General features: G+C 59.5%; 27 protein-coding genes. 21 read left to right on the top strand and 6 right to left on the bottom strand.

What is annotated here, in order from left to right; translation table 11 throughout:
- The first annotated feature begins 125 nt into the window (after window positions 1-125).
- Window positions 126-914: an exodeoxyribonuclease III gene (gene xth, locus DD235_RS08700; RefSeq protein ID WP_109061685.1), complete on the top strand. Its 789-nt coding sequence runs from the start codon at window positions 126-128 to the stop codon at window positions 912-914.
- A gap of 61 nt (window positions 915-975) precedes the next feature.
- On the opposite strand, the gene dut is transcribed toward xth, so the two are convergent.
- The 4 genes from dut to DD235_RS08680 form a co-directional block, all read right to left on the bottom strand.
- Window positions 976-1,437 (bottom strand): dUTP diphosphatase, encoded by a 462-nt coding sequence (gene dut / locus DD235_RS08695; RefSeq protein ID WP_109061684.1) that lies wholly within the window; start codon window positions 1,435-1,437, stop codon window positions 976-978.
- Between the two features lie 79 nt (window positions 1,438-1,516).
- Window positions 1,517-2,005, bottom strand: a complete 489-nt coding sequence (locus DD235_RS08690; protein ID WP_109061683.1) for a hypothetical protein — start codon at window positions 2,003-2,005, stop codon at window positions 1,517-1,519.
- A gap of 34 nt (window positions 2,006-2,039) precedes the next feature.
- A complete protein-coding gene (gene lexA / locus DD235_RS08685) occupies window positions 2,040-2,720 on the bottom strand; it encodes a transcriptional repressor LexA (RefSeq protein ID WP_109061682.1) in 681 nt (226 codons plus the stop codon).
- Window positions 2,721-2,882: 162 nt separating this feature from the next.
- Entirely contained in the window at window positions 2,883-4,085 is a 1,203-nt protein-coding gene (locus DD235_RS08680) for an amino acid aminotransferase (RefSeq protein WP_109061681.1), read from the bottom strand.
- Between the two features lie 94 nt (window positions 4,086-4,179).
- Here DD235_RS08680 and uvrB point away from each other — a divergent pair, with 94 nt between their 5' ends.
- From uvrB to mnmA, 13 genes are all read left to right on the top strand, one after another.
- On the top strand, window positions 4,180-6,204 hold the full coding sequence (uvrB, locus tag DD235_RS08675) for an excinuclease ABC subunit UvrB (RefSeq protein ID WP_109061680.1): 2,025 nt from the start codon (window positions 4,180-4,182) through the stop codon (window positions 6,202-6,204).
- Window positions 6,205-6,449: 245 nt separating this feature from the next.
- Window positions 6,450-6,941: a low molecular weight protein-tyrosine-phosphatase gene (locus DD235_RS08670; protein ID WP_109061679.1), complete on the top strand. Its 492-nt coding sequence runs from the start codon at window positions 6,450-6,452 to the stop codon at window positions 6,939-6,941.
- Window positions 6,942-7,097: 156 nt separating this feature from the next.
- Window positions 7,098-7,625, top strand: a complete 528-nt coding sequence (locus DD235_RS08665; RefSeq protein WP_109061678.1) for a Fe-S cluster assembly transcription factor — start codon at window positions 7,098-7,100, stop codon at window positions 7,623-7,625.
- Window positions 7,626-7,666: 41 nt separating this feature from the next.
- Window positions 7,667-8,875 carry an IscS subfamily cysteine desulfurase gene (locus DD235_RS08660; RefSeq protein WP_109061677.1) on the top strand — a complete coding sequence of 403 codons (1,209 nt, stop codon included), beginning with the start codon at window positions 7,667-7,669 and terminating at the stop codon, window positions 8,873-8,875.
- Window positions 8,876-8,929: 54 nt separating this feature from the next.
- On the top strand, window positions 8,930-9,310 hold the full coding sequence (gene iscU / locus DD235_RS08655; RefSeq protein WP_109061676.1) for a Fe-S cluster assembly scaffold IscU: 381 nt from the start codon (window positions 8,930-8,932) through the stop codon (window positions 9,308-9,310).
- Between the two features lie 5 nt (window positions 9,311-9,315).
- On the top strand, window positions 9,316-9,639 hold the full coding sequence (gene iscA, locus DD235_RS08650; protein ID WP_109061947.1) for an iron-sulfur cluster assembly protein IscA: 324 nt from the start codon (window positions 9,316-9,318) through the stop codon (window positions 9,637-9,639).
- Window positions 9,640-9,642: 3 nt separating this feature from the next.
- On the top strand, window positions 9,643-10,155 hold the full coding sequence (hscB, locus tag DD235_RS08645; protein WP_109061675.1) for a Fe-S protein assembly co-chaperone HscB: 513 nt from the start codon (window positions 9,643-9,645) through the stop codon (window positions 10,153-10,155).
- A 27-nt stretch (window positions 10,156-10,182) separates the two neighbouring features.
- Window positions 10,183-12,051 carry a Fe-S protein assembly chaperone HscA gene (hscA, locus tag DD235_RS08640; protein ID WP_109061674.1) on the top strand — a complete coding sequence of 623 codons (1,869 nt, stop codon included), beginning with the start codon at window positions 10,183-10,185 and terminating at the stop codon, window positions 12,049-12,051.
- A 4-nt stretch (window positions 12,052-12,055) separates the two neighbouring features.
- Entirely contained in the window at window positions 12,056-12,397 is a 342-nt protein-coding gene (gene fdx / locus DD235_RS08635; RefSeq protein WP_109061673.1) for an ISC system 2Fe-2S type ferredoxin, read from the top strand.
- Window positions 12,398-12,409: 12 nt separating this feature from the next.
- On the top strand, window positions 12,410-12,604 hold the full coding sequence (gene iscX, locus DD235_RS08630) for a Fe-S cluster assembly protein IscX (protein WP_109061672.1): 195 nt from the start codon (window positions 12,410-12,412) through the stop codon (window positions 12,602-12,604).
- Between the two features lie 253 nt (window positions 12,605-12,857).
- Window positions 12,858-13,934 (top strand): 3-deoxy-7-phosphoheptulonate synthase AroG, encoded by a 1,077-nt coding sequence (aroG, locus tag DD235_RS08625; protein WP_109061946.1) that lies wholly within the window; start codon window positions 12,858-12,860, stop codon window positions 13,932-13,934.
- Window positions 13,935-14,106: 172 nt separating this feature from the next.
- A complete protein-coding gene (locus tag DD235_RS08620) occupies window positions 14,107-15,510 on the top strand; it encodes an FAD-binding oxidoreductase (RefSeq protein WP_109061671.1) in 1,404 nt (467 codons plus the stop codon).
- Window positions 15,511-15,519: 9 nt separating this feature from the next.
- Window positions 15,520-16,644, top strand: coding sequence for a tRNA 2-thiouridine(34) synthase MnmA (gene mnmA / locus DD235_RS08615; protein WP_109061670.1), 1,125 nt, complete (start codon window positions 15,520-15,522; stop codon window positions 16,642-16,644).
- 126 nt (window positions 16,645-16,770) lie between these two features.
- Here the strand turns inward: mnmA and DD235_RS08610 are convergent, their stop codons facing one another.
- Window positions 16,771-17,388 (bottom strand): glutathione S-transferase, encoded by a 618-nt coding sequence (locus DD235_RS08610; protein WP_109061669.1) that lies wholly within the window; start codon window positions 17,386-17,388, stop codon window positions 16,771-16,773.
- 194 nt (window positions 17,389-17,582) lie between these two features.
- Between DD235_RS08610 and purB the strand changes: the two genes are divergently transcribed.
- Window positions 17,583-18,962, top strand: a complete 1,380-nt coding sequence (gene purB, locus DD235_RS08605; RefSeq protein WP_109061668.1) for an adenylosuccinate lyase — start codon at window positions 17,583-17,585, stop codon at window positions 18,960-18,962.
- 89 nt (window positions 18,963-19,051) lie between these two features.
- Here purB and DD235_RS08600 read toward each other — a convergent pair whose 3' ends face one another.
- Window positions 19,052-20,122 (bottom strand): AI-2E family transporter, encoded by a 1,071-nt coding sequence (locus tag DD235_RS08600; RefSeq protein ID WP_109061667.1) that lies wholly within the window; start codon window positions 20,120-20,122, stop codon window positions 19,052-19,054.
- Window positions 20,123-20,491: 369 nt separating this feature from the next.
- Between DD235_RS08600 and thrS the strand changes: the two genes are divergently transcribed.
- The 6 genes from thrS (at window position 20,492) to ptsP (ending at window position 26,590) form a co-directional block, all read left to right on the top strand.
- A complete protein-coding gene (thrS, locus tag DD235_RS08595; protein ID WP_109061666.1) occupies window positions 20,492-22,426 on the top strand; it encodes a threonine--tRNA ligase in 1,935 nt (644 codons plus the stop codon).
- Window positions 22,427-22,480: 54 nt separating this feature from the next.
- Window positions 22,481-23,050 carry a translation initiation factor IF-3 gene (gene infC / locus DD235_RS08590; protein ID WP_239990106.1) on the top strand — a complete coding sequence of 190 codons (570 nt, stop codon included), beginning with the start codon at window positions 22,481-22,483 and terminating at the stop codon, window positions 23,048-23,050.
- A gap of 117 nt (window positions 23,051-23,167) precedes the next feature.
- Complete coding sequence (gshB, locus tag DD235_RS08585) at window positions 23,168-24,145, top strand: glutathione synthase (protein WP_109061664.1); 978 nt, start codon at window positions 23,168-23,170, stop codon at window positions 24,143-24,145.
- A complete protein-coding gene (locus DD235_RS08580; RefSeq protein WP_109061663.1) occupies window positions 24,142-24,567 on the top strand; it encodes a PTS sugar transporter subunit IIA in 426 nt (141 codons plus the stop codon). Before gshB ends, DD235_RS08580 begins: the two co-directional genes overlap by 4 nt.
- A 29-nt stretch (window positions 24,568-24,596) precedes the next feature.
- Entirely contained in the window at window positions 24,597-24,866 is a 270-nt protein-coding gene (locus DD235_RS08575) for an HPr family phosphocarrier protein (RefSeq protein WP_109061662.1), read from the top strand.
- Window positions 24,866-26,590: a phosphoenolpyruvate--protein phosphotransferase gene (gene ptsP / locus DD235_RS08570; protein WP_109061661.1), complete on the top strand. Its 1,725-nt coding sequence runs from the start codon at window positions 24,866-24,868 to the stop codon at window positions 26,588-26,590. Before DD235_RS08575 ends, ptsP begins: the two co-directional genes overlap by 1 nt.
- Window positions 26,591-26,593: the final 3 nt, after the last annotated feature.

The raw sequence follows: 26,593 nt of genomic DNA, 5'->3' as shown, positions 1-26,593 counted from the left end.
AGCCATCCACAAAGATATCCACAGATCGTGTGGATAGCTGGTGACAAGCGAGGTGGCTTGTATGTTGTGGCCGTGCAATGTGTTGCTCTGGCCTGGTATCGAAGAAAGAAAAAGGTTTTGTGTCTATGAAAATTGCCACCTGGAACGTCAATTCCCTCAAGGTGCGCCTGCCTCAGGTGCTGGACTGGCTGGCTGCCAGTGAAACCGATGTGCTGTGCCTGCAGGAACTCAAGCTGACAGACGAGAATTTTCCGTTGCAGGCCTTTGTTGATGCGGGTTATCACGCCTGCTGGAGCGGTCAGAAGACCTATAACGGTGTGGCGATCATTTCCCGGGAGCCGGGCCGTGACGTCATCAAGAATATCCCTGGCTACGAAGACAGCCAGCAGCGTGTGATTTCAGCGACATTGCCGGATGGTGCTGGTGGCGAGATGCGTGTGATCTGTGCCTACTGCCCTAATGGCCAGTCGCTCGAGAGCGACAAGTACGTCTACAAGCTGGCCTGGTACGCAGCGCTCCAGCGTTGGCTGAAATCGGAACTGGCGCGTTATCCACAATTGGCGTTGCTGGGAGATTACAACATCGCGCCGGCGGACGAGGATGTGCACAATCCTGAAAAATGGGCTGACCAGGTGCTGGTGTCGGTGCCCGAGCGGCAAGCATTCCAGGATTTGCTGGGGCTGGGCCTGAGTGATGCGTTTCGTCTGTTCGAGCAGCCGGAGAAATCATTCAGCTGGTGGGATTACCGTCAGTTCGGATTCAGGCGCAATGCGGGCCTGCGAATCGATCATATCCTGCTGACGCAGGCCCTGGTCGAGCGTTGCGTGGCCAGCGAAATCGACAAAGGACCGCGAGGTAACGAGCAGCCTTCCGATCATGCGCCGGTCTGGGCAAGGCTGGTTGCCGGAGCATGATCGGAGCGGCGGCATTATTCGAGCAACTGCCGCCGCCAGTCCTGTGACCGGTTGGCCGAAGCTACTGCTTGCCGGTGCTGCCGAAGCCACCTTCGCCGCGGTCTGTATCGGTGGAGAATTGGTCAACCAGGTGCAGTGATACCTGTACGACAGGCTGAAACATCAGTTGGGCAATGCGTTCGCCGGGCTGGATGATGTAGTCATCCTGACTGTCGTTGGCCAGGATGACGGCGATCTCTCCATGATAGTCGGCATCGATCACGCCGATACCCTGTGCCACACGGACGCCATGCTTGAGCGAGAGCCCTGAGCGCGAAGCAACGATGGCAACCAGTCCTGGGTCCATCATATTGATGGCCAGACCGGTCTTGACCAGGGTGCGACCTCCTGCGACCAGCGTCACGGGCTCTGTTGTGCAGGCGCGCAAATCCATGGCGGCAGAACCGTCGGTGGCATAGGAAGGCAGGGGCAGCGTGGAGCCGAGCAGGTCGTTAACGATGCGGGCTTCGAGTTTTCGATGCATGGACAGACATTCCGTATGAAAAAACAGGGTGTGATGTTAACAGCGCGGCCAGATTGAGGCAGATACGGCAGGCGGGGATTCAGTCCGGCAGTTTTCCCTGGCGGCGCAGGTCGCGTCCGCGCTGGAAGAATTGACTGCCGATGAGCAGCAGTACGAACATGGGGATCAGTTCGCTGAATTGCTGATAAAGCAGAACATTGGAGGCGAAATCAAAACCCTTGATCAGGGCTGCAATACCGATCAGCATCATGACCAGACCGCCACGCCGCTTTGTGGCAAGCTCTGCCAGGGTGGGCTGAGGCGTGTCTGATGGCTGGTTGGCAGGTGCGGGCGGTGTTGCCGGACGCTCATGGCGGGGTGCTGCTTGTCTGGCAGGCCTGCCTCCTGTCGGGAGAGGGGCGGGCTGGGGAGGCAGCGAGGAGGGCATGTCAGGGAACTGACTGCGTGTCTTGGCTGCACCTGTCTGGGGCCGTCTTGCTGTCTGGCCGGGCGCGGTTGTCTGGCGATTGACGAGTGCGTCGATATAGCTGGCATAGTCCCCGTTGCGGGGTTCGGAATCCAGGGGCATGGCAGAAAGGGGTATCGGCTTGTAAACCCTGATTTTAGGTGCGAATCAGGCCGACTGCGATACCTTCGATCGAAAACGCGGGTGATGCATGCCCGTCATCGCTACCTGCGGTGATGATGATGGGTTCGAAATCAGGATTTTCCGGCAGAAGCTCGATTTGTGTAGACGTGCGGTGCAGACGCTTGACCGTGACTTCGTCATCAATGCGTGCCACGATGATCTGGCCGTTGCGGGCTTCGCTGCTGCGCTTGACGGCCAGCAGGTCGCCTTCGAGGATGCCGGCATCACGCATGCTGAGGCCACGCACCTTGAGGAGATAGTCCGGCGTCTGGCTGAAAAGACCGGGATCGACGGTGATTTCCCGGTCAATGTGTTCCGTGGCCAGGATGGGGTGCCCGGCGGCCACACGTCCGACCAGTGGCAGGACGAGGGCAGACAGGGCGGCACGCACAGGGTGCATGTCGTGGCTGGCACTGCTTTGTGGTTCCGGACGGGTGTCGGGAGTGTTGAGGCGAATGCCCCGCGAGGCCCCTGCCGTCAGGGTGATAGCTCCCTTGCGGGCCAGGGCGCGAAGATGGTCTTCGGCCGCGTTGGCAGAGCGAAAACCGAGTGTCTGTGCAATTTCTGCACGCGTGGGGGGAAAGCCTGTCTGGGCGATCGTTGCGCGGATCAGGTCCAGGATCTGCTGCTGGCGGGCGGTCAGCTTGAGGGCCATGATGTGCAAAATTCCAGAGTTGAATCTGTATAAATATACAGCAATTCAATCTTCGGGGCGAGGAGCTCACTCAGTCTTAAGGGGGGCAGGAATGAAACAGGGGCCTTTTTTACCGGAATTCCGGCAAAAAAGGCCCCTCGCATATCGGACGTTTGTTCTGGTTTACTTCAGAACAGTCGCGATGGCGCTGGCGACATAGTCAATATTGCCGCTGTTGAGTGCCGCCACGCAAATGCGACCACTGGAGACGGCGTAGATGCCATGCTCTGCACGCAATTGTTCGACCTGTTCCGCATTGAGGCCGGAGTAGGAGAACATGCCACGTTGTGTCAGCACGAAGCTGAAATCATGGTCGGGGGCACGGTCACGCAGTTTTTCGACCAGTTGGTGGCGCATTTCACGGATGCGGTCACGCATGCCACCCAGCTCATCTTCCCAGAGCTGGAACAGTTCCGGGTTGTTCAGGACGCGCGACACGACGGAACCACCATGGATGGGCGGGTTGGAATAGTTGGTGCGGATTACGCGCTTGACCTGACTCAGCACCCGGGTCGCCTCGTCGGCCGAAGCGGTGACCAGCGTCAGGGCACCCACGCGTTCACCATAGAGCGAGAACGACTTGGAGAATGACGAGCTGATCAGCATGCTGATATTGGCGTTGGCAAACAGGCGCACCACAGCGGCATCTTGGGCCAGTCCGTCGCCAAAGCCCTGGTAGGCGATGTCGAGGAAGGGCACCAGATTGCGGGCCTTGACGATGGAGGCGATCTCTTGCCACTGAGCCAGCGTGGGATCAACACCTGTGGGGTTGTGGCAGCATGCGTGCAGCACGACGATGGATTGCTCGGGCAGTGCGTTGAGTGAGTCCTTCATGCCTTCGAAATCGAGGCCGTGGGTTTCGGCGTCATAGTAGGCATAGGTTTCGACAGGGAAGCCGGCCCGCTCGAACAGCGCGCGATGGTTTTCCCAACTGGGGTTGCTGATGGCAACGCGGGCTTGCGGCAGCAGGCTGCGCAGGAAATCGGCACCGATCTTGAGTGCGCCGGTACCGCCCAGCGCCTGAACCGTCAGCACGCGGCCTTCGGCGATTTGCGGTGCATCGGCACCGAGCAGCAGCTTCTGGGCACCTTGGTTGTAGCTGCCGATCCCTTCGATGGGCAGGTAGCTGCGTGCGGCGGCATCCGCCAGCAATGCGGTTTCGGCCTTGCGCACGCTCTCCAGCAGAGGGATGCGTCCTTCGTCATCGTAGTACACGCCAACGCCGAGATTGACCTTGTTGGAGCGGGTGTCGGCCTTGAACTGTTCGTTCAGGCCCAGGATGGGATCACGGGGAGCAAGTTCTACCGAAGCGAAGAGGGAGCTCATGATATCGTCAGCTTGATTTGGGTATGGCAGGCGGGTGGACGCTGTCTTGCCTGACATGGATAATAGAAAGTTTGCGTCCAGTCAAAAGTCTAGCATGAGCGCTCCTGGCTTCGTCGATTTTCCGGATAGTCCTTTTCACCTGTACCAGCCTTATCCACCGGCTGGTGATCAGCCGCGTGCCATCGGTCAACTGGTCGAGGGCGTGAGCGATGGCCTGATGGCCCAGACCCTGTTGGGGGTGACGGGTTCAGGCAAGACCTACACCATGGCTAACGTGATTGCCCGGCTGGGGCGTCCTGCGCTGGTGCTGGCACCCAACAAGACGCTGGCGGCGCAGCTCTATGCAGAGATGCGAGAGTTCTTTCCTCGTAATGCCGTCGAGTATTTCGTGTCGTATTACGATTACTACCAGCCCGAAGCCTACGTGCCGACGCGGGACCTTTTCATCGAGAAAGATTCCTCTGTCAATGAGCACATCGAACAGATGCGCCTGTCGGCCACCAAGAGCCTGCTGGAACGGCGTGACACCATCATTGTCGGTACGGTGTCGTGCATCTATGGTATCGGCAATCCGGGTGATTATCATGCGATGGTGTTGATCCTGCGTGCGGGGGATCAGGTACCGCGTCGAGAGATCCTGGCCCGGCTCGTCGCCATGCAGTACACCCGTAACGATGTCGATTTCACGCGTGGGACGTTCCGGGTACGGGGTGAGACCATCGATATCTATCCTGCCGAAAGCGCGGAACTGGCATTGCGCCTGACCCTGTTTGACGATGAAATCGAGAGCCTGGACCTGTTCGATCCGCTGACCGGTCGAGTGCGCCAGAGGGTGCCACGCTTTACGGTATATCCGGGATCGCATTATGTGACGCCGCGGGAAACGGTTCTGAGGGCCATCGAAAGCATCAAGGATGAGTTGCGCGAAAGGGTAGGTTTTCTGGTGGCCGGCGGCCATCTCGTGGAAGCGCAGCGGCTTGAGCAGCGTACGCGTTTCGATCTGGAGATGCTGCAGGAACTGGGTTTCTGCAAGGGGATCGAAAATTATTCCAGGCATCTTTCAGGGGCTGCACCAGGCGATCCCCCGCCGACACTGATCGATTATCTGCCGGTCGATGCGCTCATGTTCATTGATGAAAGCCACGTCACGATAGGGCAGTTGGGTGCCATGTACAAAGGGGACCGGTCGCGCAAGGAAACGCTGGTTCAGTATGGCTTCCGGTTGCCATCGGCACTCGATAATCGCCCCTTGCGGATGGAAGAGTTCGAAGTGCGCATGCGCCAGACTGTTTTCATTTCCGCGACGCCTGCCGATTACGAGGCGCAGCATGCCGATGCCGTGATTGAGCAGGTGGTACGGCCGACCGGGTTGGTCGATCCTGTGGTGGAAGTACGTCCTGCGCTGACGCAAGTGGATGATCTGTTGGGTGAGATCCGACAGAGGGTCGCTGTGCAGGAGCGTGTGCTGGTGACCACCCTGACCAAGCGCATGGCCGAAGACCTGACAGACTATCTGGGTGAGCATGGCATCCGAGTGCGCTATTTGCATTCTGATATCGATACGGTCGAACGGGTGGAGATTATCCGTGACTTGCGGTTGGGCGTGTTTGATGTCCTGGTGGGGATCAACTTGTTACGTGAGGGGCTGGATATCCCCGAAGTGTCGCTGGTGGCGATTCTGGATGCGGACAAGGAAGGATTCCTGCGTTCCGAGCGCAGCCTGATCCAGACAATTGGCCGGGCTGCACGCAACCTGCACGGCAGGGCTATTCTCTATGCGGATCGGGTCACGGGATCGATGCAGCGTGCGCTGGCGGAAACCGAGCGTCGTCGTCAGGTACAGGTGGCTTTCAATGCGGAGCATGGTATTACACCCCAAGGTGTGCACAAGGAAGTGAGGGATCTCATCGATGGCGTGATCGATTCGCGGGAAACGACTGCTGCCGTTTCGGTGCCGGACAATCTGGCGGAATTGGCGGGTAACGAGAAGGCGCTCGCGCGCGAGATCAAGCGGCTTGAAAAGGCCATGCAGGAGCATGCCCGCAACCTGGAGTTCGAGCAGGCAGCGGCTGCACGCGACGCCTTGCAGGCACTCAAGGTGCGTGTCCTGCTGGCATAGCGGATACGTGCGCATAGATTGGCGCAAATGGATTTTTGTGGCTGGTAGTGTCGTTTTATTGCAAAGAAAGGGGTGGAGGGCATGGTCTGCCGTTTGGGCGTAGAGGCTTGGGTGGCAGGCTGATATGCCGCTCGATAACTATTTGTTTTTGTTTGTATAAAATCCTTCTTTTGATGGTGTTTCTGGTGATTCTCAGGCTTAAAAAGTGCTTGCCTTGTTAGGTGTTTTCCCGCACACTTACGGCCATGATGACCAAGGTTCTTTTCGTTAGTACAGGTAATATCTGCCGTTCTCCCAGTGCAGAAAGCGTGTTTCGTCGCATGATCGACGAGGCGGGTCTGTCTGAGGCCGTTCTGGTGGATTCCGCAGGTACCCACGATTATCATATCGGTGAGGCACCTGATGCGCGTGCGCAGGCAGCTGCCCGCAAGCGTGGCTACGAAATTACGCACTGCGAAGCCCGTCAGATCTCGGCGGAAGACTTTGCCGAATCCGACATGATTCTGGTCATGGACTGGGATAATCTGACAGCGTTACGCCAGCGCTGCCCCAAGTCCTACCTGCACAAGCTGAACCTGTTGATGCGCTACGCCAATGAGTTCGAAGAAGCAACCGTGCCCGATCCGTATTACGGTGGTGTTGAGGGCTTTGGCAAGGTGCTCGACTACATCGAGGATGCCTGTCAGGGCGTACTGGAGCAGATCCGCAAACGGGTGCTTCAGTACCAGGCGGCCTGAGCTTCTCCTGCTGAGTCCCGAACCGCGCGCTGCGCGGTTTTTTGTGGGTAAATCCCTAGTAAATTTGTCGGAAACCGGCTATACTTGACTTAATTGCTCGGGTATTGCTGGTTTTTTATTTGCTGGGAATGCTAGGGTGTTAAAAGGGAGCCAAATATGCGCTTGACAACCAAAGGCCGTTTTGCCGTGACTGCCATGATTGATCTGGCCTTGCGCCAGCACAGCGGGCCGGTGACGCTGGCCGCGATCAGTGGCCGCCAGAATATATCGCTGTCCTATCTGGAGCAGCTTTTTGGCAAGCTGCGGCGACATGAGCTGGTCGAGAGCATGCGCGGTCCGGGTGGCGGCTATACGCTGGCCAAGCTGGCGCGTCACGTGACCGTTGCAGATATCATCTTTGCCGTGGATGAACCCCTTGATGCCACCAATTGCGGTGGCAAGGGTAACTGTACTCAGGGTGCCGATGGAAAGATGGGCAAGTGCATGACGCATGAACTCTGGGCAACACTCAATCGCAAGATGGTCGATTACCTTGATTCCGTTTCGCTGCAGGATCTGGTTGATCAGCAGCGCATGCGCGATCTCAAGGAGGCCACGGTGCAACAGGAGCAGAAGTCTGCTGTCGTTGCCAAGCCACGTACGCGTCGTGCTGTCCGCCAGCCGGCTACGCAGGTCATCGCTTAACGGCACATTACTGTATACATTTTTGCAGCAGGAACAGAGTCATGAGCAAACCGATTTACTTTGACAACTCCGCCACTACGCCTGTCGATCCTCGCGTGGTCGACAAAATGGTGCCCTGGCTGTACGAGCACTTCGGCAATCCTGCCTCGCGCAGCCATGCCTATGGCTGGGAGGCGGAAGAGGCTGTTGAGCAGGCGCGCGTGCAGGTGGCTGAACTGGTTCATGCCGATCCCCGCGAGATCATCTGGACCTCAGGTGCCACCGAGTCCGACAATCTGGCCCTCAAGGGCGCAGCACACTTCTATTCGGGGCGCGGCAAGCACATCATCACGGTCAAGACCGAACACAAGGCCATTTTGGATACCTGTCGGGAGTTGGAGCGTCAGGGCTTCGAATTGACGTATCTCGATGTTCAGGAGAACGGCCTGCTGGATCTCGACGCTTTCCGTCAGGCGCTGCGTCCAGATACCATTCTGGTGTCGGTCATGCATGTCAACAACGAGATTGGTGTCATTCAGGACATTGCCGCGATTGGTGAAATCTGCCGCGAAAAGGGTATCGTCTTTCACGTCGATGCCGCGCAATCCGCCGGCAAGGTCGAGATCGACCTGCAGGCGCTCAAGGTCGACCTGATGTCGTTTTCCGCGCACAAGATCTATGGCCCCAAGGGCATCGGTGCACTGTATGTGCGTCGCAAGCCACGTATCCGTCTCGAGGCACAGATGCACGGTGGCGGCCATGAACGTGGTTTCCGATCGGGCACGCTGGCGACGCACCAGATTGTCGGCATGGGTGAGGCATTCCGGATTGCCCGCGAGGAAATGGCCGAGGAGCGTGTGCGTATCGGTGCGCTGCGAGATCGGCTGTGGGCCGGGCTGTCCCAGATCGAAGAGGTCTATCTCAATGGCGATACCCAGCAACGCATCCCCCATAACCTCAACGTCAGCTTCAACTACGTCGAGGGCGAGTCGCTGATCATGGCGATCAAGGAACTGGCTGTTTCCAGTGGCTCGGCCTGCACTTCGGCCAGCCTGGAGCCTTCCTACGTATTGCGCGCACTGGGCCGCAACGATGAATTGGCGCACAGCTCGATCCGTTTTACACTCGGGCGCTTCAATACCGAGCAGGACGTGGACTTTGCCATCGAGCTGCTCAAGGCCCGTGTTGGCAAGCTGCGCGACATGTCGCCGCTGTGGGAAATGGCCAAGGAAGGCATCGATCTCGACAGCGTCCAGTGGGCGGCGCATTGATGCGCGGATACGCGCAGGCCAACGGCATCAACAAAACAAGCAAGGAGCACGATCATGGCATACAGCGATAAAGTCCTGGATCATTACGAAAACCCCCGCAATGTGGGTGCCTTCGACAAAAGCGATGAAAATGTCGGAACCGGCATGGTCGGTGCCCCGGCCTGTGGCGACGTGATGAAGCTGCAGATCAAGGTCGGTCCCGACGACATCATTCAGGATGCCGTGTTCAAGACCTACGGCTGTGGTTCGGCAATTGCCTCCAGTTCGCTGGTGACGGAATGGGTCAAGGGCAAGACACTCGATGAGGCGCTGAGCATCCGCAATACCCATATCGCCGAAGAGTTGGCATTGCCTCCTGTCAAGGTGCACTGCTCCATCCTGGCCGAAGATGCCATCAAGGCGGCGGTCGAGGATTATCGCAACAAGCGCGGGTGAGTATCATGTCGGTCACGCTGACATCACGGGCGGCCGAGCATATCGGGCGCTATCTCCAGAAACGCGGCAAGGGCATCGGGCTGCGGGTGGGGGTGCGCACGACGGGATGTTCGGGCATGGCCTACAAGCTGGAATACGTCGATGAGGCCGATGGTCAGGATCAGGTGTTCGAAAGTCATGGCATCAAGGTATTCATCGATCCCAAGAGTCTTCCCTACCTGGATGGCACGCAGCTCGACTACGAGCGCCAGGGACTGAACGAAGGATTCAAGTTCAGCAACCCCAACGAAAAGGCGACTTGCGGTTGCGGCGAGTCGTTCACGGTGTAGCGTTTGACGCAGGAAGACTATTTTTCGTATTTTGGCCTGAAGCCGGCCTTTGCCCTGGACCGCGACGTGCTTGATGCTGCCTGGCGTCAGGCGGCTGCGCGTGTGCATCCGGATCGATTCGCGACAGCGGGCCCCGCCGAAAAACGCGTAGCCATGCAATGGGCCTCCCGTATCAACGAGGCCTATCGCTGCCTGCGCTCACCGCTGTCGCGCGCCCGCTATCTGTGCGAACAGGCTGGTGTTGATCTGCAGGTGGAAACCAATACTGCCATGCGGCCGGCCTTCCTGATGCAGCAGATGGAATGGCGCGAAGCCCTCGACGAGTTGCGCGAACAGCCTTCGACCGAAGCGGCTGCAGTTTTGCGCCAGACTCTGGCGCAGGCCGAGGCGGATATTCAGTCGGACGTGGCGAACTTGCTGGATAAGCAGCAGGATTACGAGACGGCGGCAGCCCGTGTGCGCGAATGGATGTTCCTCGAACGGATGGAACAGGCCATGTCGGATCTGGAGGCCTAGGGCGGTTGCTCTGATAAGGTATTTTTTATGGCGTTGTTGCAAATCTCCGAACCCGGCCAGTCGCCGGCTCCCCATCAGCGTTCGCTGGCAGTCGGCATTGATCTGGGCACCACGCATTCGCTGGCTGCCTCGGTGCGTAGTGGTCAGCCCGAAATACTGAACGATGCGCAGGCGCGCGGGTTGCTGCCGTCGGTGGTAGCTTATCTCGATGATGGTTCGGTACGTGTGGGCTGGGAGGCATTGGCCGAAGGGACGGGCAGGAAACAGACTCGCATTGCCTCGTTCAAGCGTTTCATGGGACGTTCGGCCCAGGATGCACATGCCGTCAATGCACCTTATGCCTTTGCGGAAGGCGAGGGCATGGCACGCGTGCAGACGGTGCAGGGACCACGGACGCCTGTCGAAATTTCGGCAGAGGTTCTGCGCGTCCTGCGCGAGCGCGCCGAGGCTGCCCTTGGCGGGGATCTGGTAGGGGCCGTCATTACGGTGCCTGCCTATTTTGATGATGCACAACGCCAGGCGACACGCGATGCAGCGCAATTGGCCGGTCTGAATGTGCTGAGACTGCTCAATGAGCCGACGGCGGCGGCGATTGCCTATGGACTGGATCACCAGGCCGAAGGCATCTACGCTGTTTATGACTTGGGTGGGGGCACCTTCGATCTTTCCATCCTGCGCTTGAGCAAGGGGGTGTTCGAGGTCATTGCCACAGGAGGCGATACGACGCTGGGCGGAGATGACTTCGATGCCGCCATCGTGCAGCATGTGCTGGCCCAGTCAGGTGCTGCTGCTGCACTTTCCCATGAAGAACGCAAGCAGTTGCTGATCGAGGCCCGCCGTGTGCGCGAGTCCCTGACTGACAGCGACAGTGCTGTTTTTGAGGCCGTGTTGGTATCTGGTCGTGCCGTGCATTGCACCCTGACCCGCGCTGTTTTCCATGCGCTGGCCCAGCCATTGATCGAGCGTACCCTGCAATGGGTGCGGCGTGCCCTGCGTGATGCTGCGCTTCAGGTGGCTGATATCAAGGGCGTAGTCATGGTGGGCGGGGCTACGCGCATGCCGGTCGTGCGGCAGGCCGTCGAGGTATTCTTTGGCAGGCCGCCCTTCACGGAACTGGATCCTGACAAGGTCGTGGCGCTGGGTGCGGCCTTGCAGGCCAATCTGCTCGCGGGCAATCATGCGCCGGGCGATGACTGGCTGCTGCTTGATGTGATCCCATTGTCTCTTGGTATCGAGACGATGGGGGGGCTGGTCGAGCGCATCATCGGGCGCAACAGTACCATTCCCGTAGCCCGGGCACAGGAGTTCACCACCTTCAAGGATGGCCAGGGAGCCATGAGCTTCCATGTGGTACAGGGCGAGCGGGAACTGGTTTCGGACTGCCGCTCGCTGGCACGCTTTGAACTGCGTGGCATTCCGCCCATGACTGCCGGCGCTGCGCGTATCCGTGTCACGTTCCAGGTAGATGCCGATGGTCTGCTCAACGTGTCTGCGCAAGAACTGAGCACAGGGGTGCAGGCCACGATCAGCGTCAAGCCGTCCTATGGCCTGTCCGATGACGAGATTGCCCGCATGCTGGCGGATGGCATGGCGCAGGCCGATGCGGATGCGCAGGCACGGATGCTGCGCGAGGCACAGGTGGATGCCCGCCGTTTGGTAGAATCCGTCGACGCTGCGCTGCAGGTTGATGCCGACCTGCTGGATGCGCAAGAGCGGATTGCCGTGGATGACGCGCTCAATGCGGCGCGTCAATGCGATCTCATGGACGATACAGCCCGTGTGCGGGCTGCGATCGAGCAATTGACCCAGGCGACCGATGCCTTCGCCGCCCGCCGCATGGATCGCAGTATCCGTGCAGCGCTGGCCGGGCGTGCGGTTGACGATATTCTTTCCTGATACTATGCCCAAGCTGACTGTATTGCCCCATCCCGATTTCTGCCCGGACGGTGCCGTGATCGAAGACGCGCCCGCAGGGGTTTCGGTATGCCGTGTGCTGCTTGACCACGATATCGAGGTCGAGCACGCTTGCGAGCTTTCCTGTGCCTGCACAACCTGCCACGTGGTGGTTCGCGAGGGTTTCGATTCTCTCGATGAGGCCAGTGATACCGAAGAGGATATGCTGGATCGTGCCTGGGGGCTGGAGCCGACTTCGCGGCTGTCCTGCCAGGCCAAGATCGGCTCGGAAGACCTGATTGTCGAAATCCCGCGCTATACCATCAACCATGCCAAGGAAAATCACTGAGGAGGGCGGATCATGAAATGGACCGATAGCCAAGAGATTGCCTTTGCTCTGGTGGATGCCCATCCCGATGTGGATCCGCGCACTATCCGCTTTACCGACCTGCATCGCTGGGTGACTGAGTTGCCGGATTTTGATGATGTGCCGGACCGCAGCAATGAGAAAATCCTGGAAGCGATCCAGATGCTGTGGATCGAAGAGTCGGATTGAGCGTGACCGATTTGCGCAGATGCGTCGATGCTGGTAGCATGTTTTCATGATTTCGAACCGCGTATCCTTTTATTTTTATTTTTTTGGATTTCCAATGCCGCTGGCGGAGGGAAGGGATACGCCTTACTCGAACTGATAGTTCAAGTTTCCTCGAAAAGCCGCCAGCACTGGCGGCTTTTTTTGTGCCGCCAGACCGACGGTACGGGGTATGACAAGCAGGCACTCGATGTGCCGACCCTACCAGGAGTTTTTCGTGTTGCACAATACCGACGATATTCGAATCCGTGAAATCAAAGAGCTGGCACCGCCCGCGCATGTGATGCGCGAGTTTCCCTGCAGCATGAGGGCCTCGACCGTAGTCCACAAGTCGCGCCAGGAACTGCATCGCATCCTGCATGGCATGGATGATCGCCTGGCGGTGGTAATCGGACCATGCTCGATTCACGATACGCAGGCTGCGCTGGAATATGCCCGACGGCTGATTGCGGTACGTGAGCGTCTGGGAAGCGAGCTGGAAATCGTCATGCGTGTCTATTTCGAAAAACCGCGTACCACGGTTGGTTGGAAAGGCCTGATCAACGATCCCGATCTGGACGGCAGTTTCAATATCAACAAGGGTCTGCGTGTGGCACGCGAACTGTTGCTGGAAATCAATGAGCTGGGCATGCCGGCGGGCTGCGAGTTTCTGGACATGATTACCCCGCAGTACATTGCCGATCTGGTGGCCTGGGGGGCCATTGGTGCACGTACCACCGAAAGCCAGGTACATCGTGAACTGGCGTCGGGCCTGTCGTGTCCGGTCGGCTTCAAGAATGGGACCAACGGGGGGGTCAAGATTGCCGTCGATGCGATCAAGGCTGCCTCGCAGCCGCACCACTTCCTGTCCGTCACCAAGGGCGGACATTCCGCGATCGTGTCGACCGGAGGCAACGAGGACTGTCATCTCATCCTGCGCGGTGGCGACAAGCAGCCCAATTACGATGCAGCCAGTGTGGAAGCGGCCTGCAAGGATATGGCCAAGTCCGGTCTGGCGCAGCGTGTGATGATCGACGTCAGTCATGCCAACAGCAGCAAAAAACCCGAGAACCAGCCGATTGTCACTGCCGATGTGGCGGCTCAGGTCGCTGGTGGCGATACCCGCATTATCGGTCTGATGGTTGAAAGCCACCTGGTGGCCGGCCGCCAGGACCAAACCCCCGGGCAGTCGCTGACCTATGGGCAGAGCATCACCGATGGCTGCATCGACTGGGATACCTCGGTCGCGGTGCTGGAAAGCCTCGCTGCCGCTGTCCGGGAGCGGCGCAATCGCGTGACCAGCGCCGGCAAGTGATTTGACTCGGCCTGGCGGTGGCCCATATTGCAATCCGGTGTCGTTTCTGACCGGAACTGCACTCTGGGTACACCGGGCCTGCGACAAGCATGGCAGCAGGCATTAAACTGTCGGATTATTCTTCATCGCCATAATCGGACGTTGTCTCTACAGCGCGTCCGTGCACAGACCCATGAACCTGTCAGACACCCACGCGGCCGTGCGCCGCCCCGTTCCCCAGGAACTGCTGGACGTGCTCGCCAGTCATTTCGGCACGCGTTGCTCGCAGGCCGATGCCGTCCTTGAGCATCACGGCCGTGATGAGTCCCCGTACCCGGTGACGCCACCCGATGTCGTCATCTTTGCCGAGTCGACCGAAGATGTCGTGCTGGTTGCCAAACTGTGTAGCCAATACAAGGTGCCCCTGATTCCCTACGGTGCCGGATCTTCGCTGGAGGGACACTTTCTGGCGATTCAGGGGGGAGTGACACTCAACCTGCAGGGCCTGAACCGGATTGTTTCGGTCAATGCCGAGGATCTTACGGCGACCGTGCAGGCGGGTGTTACGCGCAAGCAGCTCAATGAAGAGATTCGTGATACTGGCCTCTTCTTTCCGATCGATCCAGGTGCCGATGCGAGCCTGGGGGGGATGGCGGCAACGCGGGCGTCCGGGACCAACGCGGTGCGCTACGGCACCATGCGTGAAAATGTCGTGAACCTGACGGTCGTGACGGCGGATGGGCGAGTACTGCGCACCACCGGACGAGCCCGCAAGTCGTCTGCCGGCTATGATCTGACCCGCATCTTCGTGGGCAGTGAGGGCACCCTGGGCATCATCACCGAGGTCACGGTGCGTCTTTATCCCCAGCCCGAAGCCGTGTCGGCGGCAATCTGTACCTTCGATACGCTCGACAGCGCGGTCAAGTGCGTGATCGATACCATCCAGATGGGTGTGCCGGTGGCGCGCGTCGAATTCATGGATGCCAATGCCGTGCGCACGGTCAACCAGTACAGCAAGCTGTCCCTGCGCGAAAGCCCCATGCTGTTGTTCGAATTCCATGGCAGCCCCGAGGGCGTCAAGGAGCAGGCCGAGGTGGTGCAGGACCTGGCACGCGAGCATGGCGGTCATGACTTCGAATGGGCCGAAAGGCCCGAAGACCGCAGTCGCCTGTGGACAGCACGGCACAATGCCTATTTTGCGGGCGTGCAGTCGCGTCCGGGCTGTCGTTCCAGCACGACCGATGTCTGCGTGCCGATCTCGCGTCTGGCCGATTCGGTCGGTGCGGCAGCCCGTCTGCTGGAGCAGGCTCCGTTTCCCTATACCATCGTCGGCCATGTCGGCGATGGCAACTATCATGTCCTGATGTTGCTCGACCCGGAAGATACTGCCGAGTGGAAGCTGTCCGAGGAAATCAACCATGCGATCGTGCGCCAGGCCATCGAGGTCGGCGGTACCTGCACGGGCGAGCATGGCATCGGCATGCACAAGATGCAGTTCATGCAGGACGAATTCGATCCGGCTGCGCTGGAACTCATGCGCAGCCTCAAACTGGCGTTCGATCCCGATAACCTGCTCAATCCCGGCAAGATCGTCTGAGTGCCGCACATGAAGACACAGGCACGCAGCAAAGGCAGGGTGGTGATCGGAATGTCCGGCGGGGTCGACTCGTCGGTTGCGGCCTGGCTGCTCAAGCAGCAGGGCTACGAAGTCATCGGTCTGTTCATGAAGAACTGGGAAGATGACGACGATAGCGAATACTGCTCATCGCGCCAGGATTGGCTTGATGCGGCGAGCGTGGCCGATCTGGTCGGGGTGGATATCGAAGCAGTCAATTTCGCGGCGGAGTACAAGGAACGCGTGTTCGCCGAATTCCTGCGTGAATATTCGGCAGGCCGTACGCCGAATCCGGACGTGCTGTGCAATGCCGAGATCAAGTTCAAGGCGTTCCTTGATCATGCCATGACACTGGGAGCCGACCTGATCGCCACGGGTCACTATGCCCGGGTGCGTGCGGTGGAGGTGGATGGCGGCGTGCAGCATCAGTTGCTCAAGGCGCTCGATGCCTCCAAGGACCAGAGTTATTTCCTGCATCGACTGAATCAGGCGCAGCTGTCGCGCACCCTGTTTCCGCTGGGGGAAATCGAAAAGACTGAAGTGCGCAGGCTGGCACGCGAAATCGGACTGCCCAACGCGGCCAAGAAAGATTCCACCGGGATCTGCTTCATTGGCGAGCGGCCCTTTCGCGAATTCCTGTCACGCTATCTGCAGACCGCACCCGGACCAATGCTGACCCCGGATGGCCAGCAGGTTGGCGAGCACGTCGGGCTGTCGTTCTACACGCTCGGCCAGCGCAAGGGGCTGGGGGTAGGCGGCATCAAGGGACGGCAGGCGGCCGATGGCACGGCCGATGCCTGGTATGTGGTGCGCAAGGATATGCAGCACAATGTGCTGTATGTGGCGCAGGGACATGATCATCCCTGGCTGCAAACGCATACCTTGCAGGCCGGGCAGGTCAGCTGGGTTGCCGGGCACATGCCCGTATCCGGACGCTATGCTGCCAAGACGCGCTATCGCCAGGCTGATGCAGCATGCATGTTGCAGCCTCTGGCGGTTGAGTCGGGTGGTGCGTTCTCGCTGTCGTTCGATGAGGCTCAGTGGGCGGTTACGCCAGGGCAGTCGGCCGTGCTGTATGACGGCGACATCTGCCTGGGGGGCGGAATCATCGAGTAATAAACATCGGTGGTCTGAATAAACTGGCCCAAGCGGCAGGATACCGCCGCCTGGGCCAGTTTTATTCGGGCTGCCCGGCTGCGCGTCGACCTGCAGGTGCGCAGCCGGCAGTTCGTGTCGTGTGTTTCAGACCGCAGGCGGCGGTGTGGTGTCGCTGAAAGAACTGCGTGTCAGCAGCTTGTCGTAAAGGCGCGACAGGGCGGGGCGGTTCTGGCGCCAGTCAAGCTCGGGGAAACGGAAGTCGAGATAGCCAAGGGCGCAGCCGACGGCGACATCGGCCAGGGTATAGCTGATACCGGTGCAGAAGCTCAGTTCACCGAGGTCTTTTTCCATGGCATCGAGCGCGGCATCGATCTTGGCCTGCTGGCGCGTGATCCAGCTGGCGCTGCGTTGGCGCGAGGTGCGCTGGGTCTGCTCGACAAGGATGGCGACGGCCGCTTCCTGCAGTCCATCGGCCAATGCTTCCCAGCATTTGACCTGGGCGCGATCACGTCCGGAGGCCGGGATCAGCCGGCTGACCGGAGACAGGGTATCGAGGTACTCGACGATCACGCGCGAATCGAACAGCGCGGTACCGTCTTCCATGACCAGGCAGGGCACCTTGCCCAGTGGATTGAATTGCTGGATGGCGCTGTCGGCGGACCATACGTCTTCCAGCTCGAACTGGTAGTCGAGTTTCTTGTCCGCCATTACGATCCGCACCTTGCGGACGAAAGGGCTGGTAAGCGAACCAAGCAGTTTCATGGCACACATCATAAAAACGGAAGGCGCGCGAAGTATAGCAGGAGGATCTTGATAGCGTGTCTCAATGCCACACCAAATTAATTCGAATTGACAAGTCCGAAGGGGCATGCGGGGCGCAATGCTAGAATCCACATGATTCTTATCAACCGCCTGTGCGCAGAGACTGCGCATTTCACTGTCTCATTCTGACTATCATGCAACTCGTTTCCGATCTTACTTCCCTCAATGCCTTGTCTCCTCTGGACGGGCGCTACGCTGCGCGTGGTCATGCCTTGCGCGGACTGCTGTCCGAAGCGGGTTTCATGGCGCATCGGGTCGAGGTCGAAGTGGCATGGCTGGTCGCCCTGTCCGATGCCGGACTGCCTGAGCTGCCGCCGTTTGGCGCACAGGCCCGCAAGCGCCTGCAGCAACTGGTGGCTGATTTTTCCGAACTCGATGCGGCACGCATCAAGGAAATCGAGCGCGTGACCAATCACGACGTCAAGGCGGTCGAATACTGGCTCAAGGAAAAGGTGGCGGATATTCCTGAACTGGCTGCGGCTGGCGAGTTCATTCATTTTGCATGCACCTCTGAAGACATCAACAATACCTCCCATGCGCTGATGCTGACGCGTGCCCGCGACGAAGCCGTGCTGCCGGTCCTGCGCCGCCTGTCGGATACGCTGCGTGATCTGGCCGCCACTCATGCTGCGCAACCCATGCTGTCGCGCACGCACGGCCAGCCGGCCAGTCCGACGACACTGGGCAAGGAATTCGCCAACGTTGCGGTGCGCCTGCAGCGCGCCATCACCGATATCGAACAGGTCGTGCCGCTGGCCAAGCTCAATGGTGCTACCGGTAACTACAACGCACATCTGTCTGCCTATCCCGAGATCGACTGGCAGCGCTTTTCCGGTCAGGTCCTCGAGGGGTTGGGGCTGACCCAGAACCGCCATACCATCCAGATCGAACCACATGACTGGATGGCGGTCCTGTTCGATGCTGTGGCACGCGCCAACGTTATCCTGCTCGACCTCAATCGTGATGTCTGGGGCTATATCTCGCTGGGCTATTTCAAGCAGCGCCTGAAAGAGGGCGAGGTCGGCTCGTCTACCATGCCGCACAAGGTCAATCCCATCGACTTCGAAAACTCCGAGGGCAACCTGGGCCTGGCCAATGCCGTGCTGCGTCATCTTTCGGAAAAGCTGCCGGTATCGCGCTGGCAGCGCGACCTGACCGACTCTACGGTGCTGCGCAATCTGGGCGTGGCCTTTGGCTATTGCCTGGTGGCATGGGATGCCTGCCTGCGCGGTCTGGGCAAGCTCGAGATCAATACGCAGGCCATCGATGACGATATCGACCAGTGCTGGGAAGTACTGGCTGAGCCGGTGCAGACCGTGATGCGTCGCTACGGCCTGCCGCAACCTTACGAACAGCTCAAGGCGCTGACGCGTGGCAAGGGGATCACTGGTCCGGCATTGCGTGAGTTCATCGAAGGTCTGGCATTGCCCGACGAGGCTCGCCAGCGCCTGCTCGACATGACCCCGCGCAGCTATATCGGTCTGGCGGCCAAGCTGGCCAACGATCTGGACTGAGAGATTGCCACAGACATGCCCGGATGCGCCGGGCATGTCTGTGGCCGCTGATTTTTGGGCAAATCAGAGGTTGCTGATGAGGTTCTGGGTCAGCTGGTTTTGGGTGGCGTAGATGTTTCCTGATGCAGCCATTCCCGCCAGATGGCGACCAGCAGCGCCATCAGGACCGGGCCGACGAATAGTCCGACGAATCCCATGGTCTGTACGCCGCCGACCAGCCCGAAGAATGTTGGCAGGAAGGGCAGCTTGACCGGGCCGCCCACCAGACGAGGACGCAATGTCTTGTCTACGATGAAGAGTTCGATCGACCCCCAGGCAAACAGGGCCAGCCCAGCCACGGCGTGTCCCGAACCGACCAGATAAAGCGATACCAGCGTGAAGGACAGGGGTGCCCCGCCCGGGATCAGTGCCATGAAGCCTGTAATCACGCCCAGCAGCACGGGTGAAGGCACGCCGGCCAACCAGTAGGCAATGCCGAGCACTACGCCTTCGCCGATGGCGATCAGACCCATGCCCGTGACAGTCGAACCGATGGTGGCCGGCACGACGCGCGAAAAACGCTGCCAGCGGTCCGGCAGGATGCGTTCACCCAGAATATCAAGCTGGCGTGCGATGTGGGCACCGTCTTTGTAGACAAAGAACAGCGTGATCAGCATGAACAGGACGGTTAGCGCCAGGTGAAAGACATTGCCGGTGGCCGAGAGCGCCATGCGGTAGATATTGCCGAGATGCTGGCCGCTCAGTAGTTGTACCCAGTCGCCCAGAGCATTGGGTTCGCCAAGGTGATCGACCCAATAGGCTGCCAGGCGCGCACCGATGATCGGCAGATCGGTGATCCACTGTGGCACATCCACGCCGTTGCGGTTGGCATCGACCAGCCAGCCAATGAAGGAACTGGCTTCCTTGATGGCATAGGACAATGCCAGCGACAGCGGCAGGACCAGTACGACGCAGATCAGCAGCAGGGCACCGCTGGCAGCCAGGGTGTTGTTGCCGCGGCAGACGCGTAGCCAGCGTTGGTACAGGGGCCAGCTTGCAAAACCGATGATGAGCGCGGCGAGTGCCGGCACGACGAAACCGCTGAAAAAATAGACGCCGGCCAGCAGGATCAGAACCAACAGTGACCGTGCAATCAGGGAGGCAGGCAGGACAGGTGGCATGGCGTTTTCATCTCGGTCAGGATCGACGATTATTGCAGGTGTGTGCCCGTCGCGCCACATCGGCATTGACAATTGGCAAAACATAGTCGATTAAAGCTGTGCATATGGTATGATCAAAAGAAATGATGATTCCTTTGGATACCGGATATTCTTGGCTGACACCATGCGCATTCTGACGACACAACGAACTACTTGCGGGCATGCCCGCTAGTCGCGTTTGTCGTGGAGTGAGTCGTCAGGCAATGTAAAGTCTGGGGTTCCACAAAGTGATCCAGAACGCGGCCCAGGCCGCGTTTTTCGTTTCCGGTGCATGGGTGTCGGAAATTGGCTGAATTTTTGTTGCGGGCGACACGCCCAGGAAATTTGAAAATGGTGCAGATTACTCTTCCAGATGGTTCGCAACGCCAGTATCCCGGCCCGGTGACCGTGGCTGATGTGGCGCAATCCATCGGTGCGGGCCTGGCGCGAGCCGCCCTTGCCGGGCGCGTGTCCGGAGCCGACGGAACCAGCCGGCTGGTCGATACCAGCCATTTGATCGAACAGGATGCGAATCTGGCCATCATCACCGCCAAGGACCGTGATGGTGTGGACGTGCTGCGTCACTCCACGGCCCACCTGCTGGCCTATGCGGTTAAGGATCTGTTCCCTGATGCGCAGGTCACCATCGGCCCGGTGATCGACAACGGTTTCTACTACGATTTTGCCTATGAGCGCCCGTTCACGCCCGAGGATCTGGAGCAGATCGAAAAACGCATGCACGAACTTGCCAAGAAGGACGAAGTGGTGCAGCGTGAAGTCTGGACCCGCAACGATGCCGTCGCATTTTTCAAGGGCATCGGCGAGGACTACAAGGCCGAGATCATCGAATCGATCCCCGAGGATCAGGTGCTGAGCATGTATCGCGAGGGCGATTTCATCGACCTGTGTCGTGGCCCCCACGTACCTTCCACCGGCAAGCTCAAGGTGTTCAAGCTGATGAAGGTGGCCGGTGCCTACTGGCGTGGCGACAGCAACAATGAAATGCTGCAGCGGATCTACGGTACGGCCTGGGCGACCAAGGAAGACCAGGATGCCTATCTGCACATGCTGGAGGAAGCCGAGAAACGCGACCACCGCAAGCTGGGGCGTGAGCTTGACCTGTTTCACTTCCAGGAAGAGGCACCGGGAGCCGTGTTTTGGCATCCTAATGGCTGGACGCTGTTCCAGCAATTGATCAGCTATATGCGCCAGCGTCACAACGAGGCGGATTATGTCGAGGTCAATACGCCTGACGTCATGGACCGTTGCCTGTGGGAAGTTTCCGGGCACTGGGGCAACTACCGCGACCACATGTTCACCACGCAGACCGAGGATGAACGCATCTTCGCTCTCAAGCCCATGAACTGCCCGGGTGCGGCATCGCTGTTCGGCCATGGCCTGCGCAGCTACCGTGATCTGCCGCTGCGCATGGCTGAGTTCGGCAAAGTGCACCGCTACGAGCCTTCGGGAGCGCTGCATGGTCTGATGCGGGTGCGTCATTTCACTCAGGATGATGCGCACGTTTTCTGTACGCCTGGTCAGATGGAAGAGGAGTGTCGCCACGTGATTGACCTGACGCTGGGGATTTATCGCCAGTTCGGTTTCAATGACGTGACCATCAAGCTGTCGACCCGTCCAGCCAATCGGATCGGATCCGATGAACTCTGGGATCGTCTTGAGGGGGCGCTGTCGAGCGCGCTGGACGGCATGGGGCTGAGCTACCAGTTGAATCCCGGCGAAGGTGCCTTCTATGGCCCCAAGCTGGAGTTCGTGTTGCGTGATGCGATTGGCCGCGACTGGCAGTGCGGCACGCTGCAGGTCGACCTCAACCTGCCCGAGCGCTTCGGGCTCGAGTATGTTGCGGAAAACGGACAGCGTGAACGGCCCGTGATGCTGCACCGTGCCTTCTTTGGTTCGCTGGAGCGTTTCACCGGCATTTTGCTGGAACACTACAGTGGTGCGCTGCCGACCTGGCTGTCGCCGGTGCAGGCGGTAGTCTGCTGCATCTCCGAGCCTTCGGCAGAGTATGCCGAGCAGGTATTCAAGCACTTGAAAGAAAAGGGTTTCCGCGTCAAGGTTGATGTGCGCAGCGAAAAAATTACCTACAAGGTGCGCGAACACAGTCTGCAGAAGATTCCGTATATCGTGGTCGTAGGTGACAAGGAGCGTCAGTCCGGCCAGGTGGCAGTGCGTGTGCGTGGCGGCGGAGATCTGGGCGTGATGTCGCTGGAGGCTTTCGAGGCGCACCTGGCAGAGGATGTCGCCAGCGGCGGCAACCGCGCCTAACTCGGCTACAATCGGCCGAAAGGGTATTGCAGTCTGATACCCGCTTTATCTTTTATTTTTCAGGGAGTCGTTAACATCGCAACCGAAAAGAAACATCGCATCAATGGTGAGATCCGTGTCCCCGAGGTACGCCTGATCGGTATCGAGGGGGAACAGTTGGGCGTCGTCAAGACTGTCGAGGCGCTCCGGCTGTCCGAACAGAATGAAGTGGATCTTGTAGAGATCGCGCCGACTGCGGAGCCGCCGGTGTGTCGCCTCATGGACTACGGCAAATTCCGTTACCAGGAGCAGAAGCGTCAGCAGGAAGCCCGCTCCAAGCAAAAGGTGATCCAGGTCAAGGAAGTCAAGTTCCGTCCTGCCACCGACGAGGGCGATTACCAGGTCAAACTGCGTAACCTCAAGCGCTTCCTCGATGATGGTGACAAGGCCAAGGTGACGTTGCGTTTTCGCGGTCGCGAAATGGCTCACCAGGAGTTCGGCATGAAAGTGCTTGAGCGCGTGCGTGATGATCTGGTCGAACTGGCACAGGTCGAGGCCATGCCCAAGCTCGAAGGTCGTCAGATGGTCATGGTTCTGGCACCTCGCAAGAAAGCGCCTGGCAAGGGCGACAGCGCGGCCTCCTGAGCCGCCAGCCTGGTCAGGTGCCGGCTGCATGACGACGATTCGGTGCAATGCGGCCATTTCCTGCAGCCCGCCGCTGTTTCAGCAGGCGGGCTTTTTTCTTTTTCGAGAGTTAAGACGATGCATGTACTAATCATTCTGGATCCGCTGCCTGGCCTGAAGGCTTACAAGGACTCGACCGTGGCCATGATGCGCAGCCTGGCTGCACGTGGACACCGGATCAGCGTGGCGGGCCAGGGCGATCTGTTCATCGATGGCGGGACCGTCATGGCCAGTGTGACCGGCATTGAGCTGGTCGATGGGGCTGACCTGCATGGTCATGACTGGTGGCGCGAGACATCGTCCGCAGATGATCTTGAACTGTCGGCCTTTGATGCAGTCATCATGCGCAAGGATCCACCGTTCGACATGGAATATGTGTATGCCACGCACCTGCTCGAATATGCCGAGGCCCAGGGGGCCCGGGTATTCAATGCCGGGGCGGCTATCCGTAATCATCCCGAGAAGCTGGCCATCACAGAGTTCGCCCGTTTCACGACGCCGACACTGGTCAGCCGCGATCCTGCCAGGATCCGGGCATTCCATGCCGTGCATGGCGATGTGATCGTCAAGCCGCTCGATGGCATGGGCGGCATGGGTATTTTCCGCCTGCAGCGCCAGGAGCCCAATCTGAATGCCATCCTGGAAACGCTGACCCATGACGGTACGCGCAGCATCATGGCGCAACGCTATATTCCCGAAATCGTGCAGGGCGACAAGCGCGTGCTGCTGATCGGTGGCCAACCCGTGCCGTATGCACTGGCACGTATTCCGCTGGCGGGCGAGACCCGCGGCAATCTGGCGGCAGGCGGCCGTGGTGTCGCCCAGCCGTTGACCGCTCGGGACATGGAAATCGCAACGGCGCTGGGACCGATACTGGCTGCGCGTGGTTTGCTGCTGGTGGGTTTGGATATCATTGGCGATTGCCTGACCGAAGTCAACGTGACCAGTCCGACGTGCTTTGTCGAAATCACGGAGCAGACCGGCTTTGACGTGGCGGGAATGTTTGTCGATGCGCTGGAAACAGCTCTGGAAACGACGACGGAGCCAGCTCAATGATCGGCCTGGTGCTGGTCGCCCACCAGCCGCTTGCGGCTGCGCTGGGCGAGGGCATACAGCATGTGTTCGGAGACCAGGCAGCCCTGGTGCTGCGCGATATCCGGCCTGATGAGGATTGCACGCAGGCGAGTCGCCGATTGGCTGCGGATATCGCTGCCGTCGATAGTGGTCAGGGTGTGCTGGTGTTGACCGACGTGCAGGGTGCCACACCCACCAATATCGCCTGTGAGGCCGTGCGTGACGCCATGTCGGCCGGACATGCGGCAACGGTTTTGTCAGGCACCAATCTGCCCATGCTGTTGCGTGTGGTCAATCAGCGCCTTCGCGAACCGGGTCTCGACCTGGGGGAGCTGGCTCAGCGTGCGCTCGAGGGCGGACGTGATGGCGTGGTCCTGATTCACTTTTCTCCCAATGGACAATAACGCGCCTGCCTGCTGGCAGGTATGTCACCATGCATACTATCGATATCGTCATCAGCAACAAACTGGGCCTGCATGCACGGGCCGCCGCCAAGCTGACCCAGCTGGCTGGTAAATTTTCCTCGGAAATTTTTATCGCGCGTGGTGAGCGCCGCGTGAATGCCAAGAGTATTATGGGCGTGTTGATGCTGGCTGCCGGGCAAGGTATTACTGTTCGCCTGGATGCTGCGGGGGCTGATGCTGCCGAGGCATTGCAGGCGATACACACCCTTTTCGAAGACAAGTTTGGTGAAGGCGAGTAATGGCCATAGTGTCGCTACGCGGACAAGGTGTCGCGCGAGGATATGCGATCGGACGGGCGGTGGTGATGGATGCCGCCGTTCTGGAGGTCGCGCACCATCGCATTGCCGAGCATGAGGTCGACGCCGAATGCGCCCGACTGCATCACGCCCTGCAGGTCGCGCAGCAACGCCTGTCCGAGATGGCTCAGGCATTGCCTACCGATGCGCCGGCAGAACTGGGTGCGGTGCTCAACGTTCATGCGCTGCTGCTGGCCGATCCTGAATTGGAGCAGCCGGCGCTCAAGCTGATCCGCGAACGTCACTACAATGCCGAGTGGGCGCTGACTGCTTGTGGCAGTGCACTGGGCGAGCAGTTTGCCCAGATGGAGGATGCCTATCTGCGTGAACGTGCCACGGATATCCGTCAGGCTATCGAGCGCGTGCTGATGGCACTGGCTGGTGCTGATGCGGATATTCTCTGCGCTGCACACAGGATGGCAGAGCATCACGATGAACCATTGATCGTGGTGGCGCATGATATTGCGCCCGCTGATATGCTGCATCTGCGCGAAGGGCGTTTCGCTGCTTTCGTGACGGATCTGGGGGGGCCGACCTCGCATACCGCCATCGTGGCTCGCAGCATGGGTGTGCCGGCCGTGGTGGCGGTCGGCAATGCCCGCACGCTGATCCGGGATGGTGATCAACTGGTGGTTGATGGGGCGACCGGGGGGGTCATTGTAAATCCTTCGGCACAGGTGCTCGATGAGTACCGTCAGCGCAAGCAGCAGTTCCTGCAGGAGCGTGCGGAGCTGGCATTGCTGAGCTCCGCCCCGGCCGTTACGCTCGATGGTGTGGCGATTACCCTCAATGCCAATATCGAATTGCCAGACGAGGCTGCGGCGGCCTGCAGGGCCGGTGCGGAAGGGGTCGGCCTGTTTCGCACAGAATTCCTTTTCATGGGGCGCAATCATTTACCCGATGAGGAAGAGCAATACCGGGCTTATGCCGAGGCGGTCAAGGGCATGGCCGGGCGGCCCGTCACCATTCGGACGCTTGATATCGGAGCCGACAAGGCTCTGCTCAATGAGCCGGCCGTGGCGACCAATCCTGCACTGGGGCTGAGGGCCATCCGTTATTGCCTGGCACATCCGGACATTTTCGCGACCCAGTTGCGCGCCATTTTGCGGGCCTCGGCGCATGGTCAGGTGCGTATCCTGATTCCGATGGTGGCGCATATGCACGAGGTGCATGCCACCCGTCAGGCGCTGGCCTCAGCCAAGGCTGAGCTGCAGGCGCGTGGTCAGCCCTTTGACGATCAGGTACAACTGGGTGCCATGGTCGAAATCCCGGCCACGGCCATCGCCATCGAACCTTTTGCCGAAAATCTTGATTTCCTGTCGATCGGGACCAACGATCTGATTCAGTACACGCTGGCAATCGATCGGGGCGACACCGAGGTCGCCCATCTGTATGACAGCCAGCATCCTGCAGTATTGCGGCTGATCGCGCAGACTATCAATGCCGGCGTGCGCTACGGCAAGCCGGTGGCCGTATGCGGTGAAATGGCTGGCGATGCCACGCTGACCCGTCTTCTGCTGGGCATGGGGCTGACGCAGTTTTCCATGCATGCCAGCCAGATGCTGGAGGTCAAGCGCGAGATCCGCAGCGCACATTCCAATGCGTTGCGCGCCAAGGTTGCCATTGCGCTCAACCGCGCCGAGCGGGTTGATCTGAAGGCGCTTTGAGAT

The sequence above is a fragment of the Corticimicrobacter populi genome (assembly GCF_003123725.1).
GTDB lineage: Bacteria > Pseudomonadota > Gammaproteobacteria > Burkholderiales > Burkholderiaceae_B > Corticimicrobacter > Corticimicrobacter populi.
The sequence above is the reverse complement of the archived record's forward strand: the minus strand, read 5'-3'. Positions and strand labels throughout refer to the sequence as shown.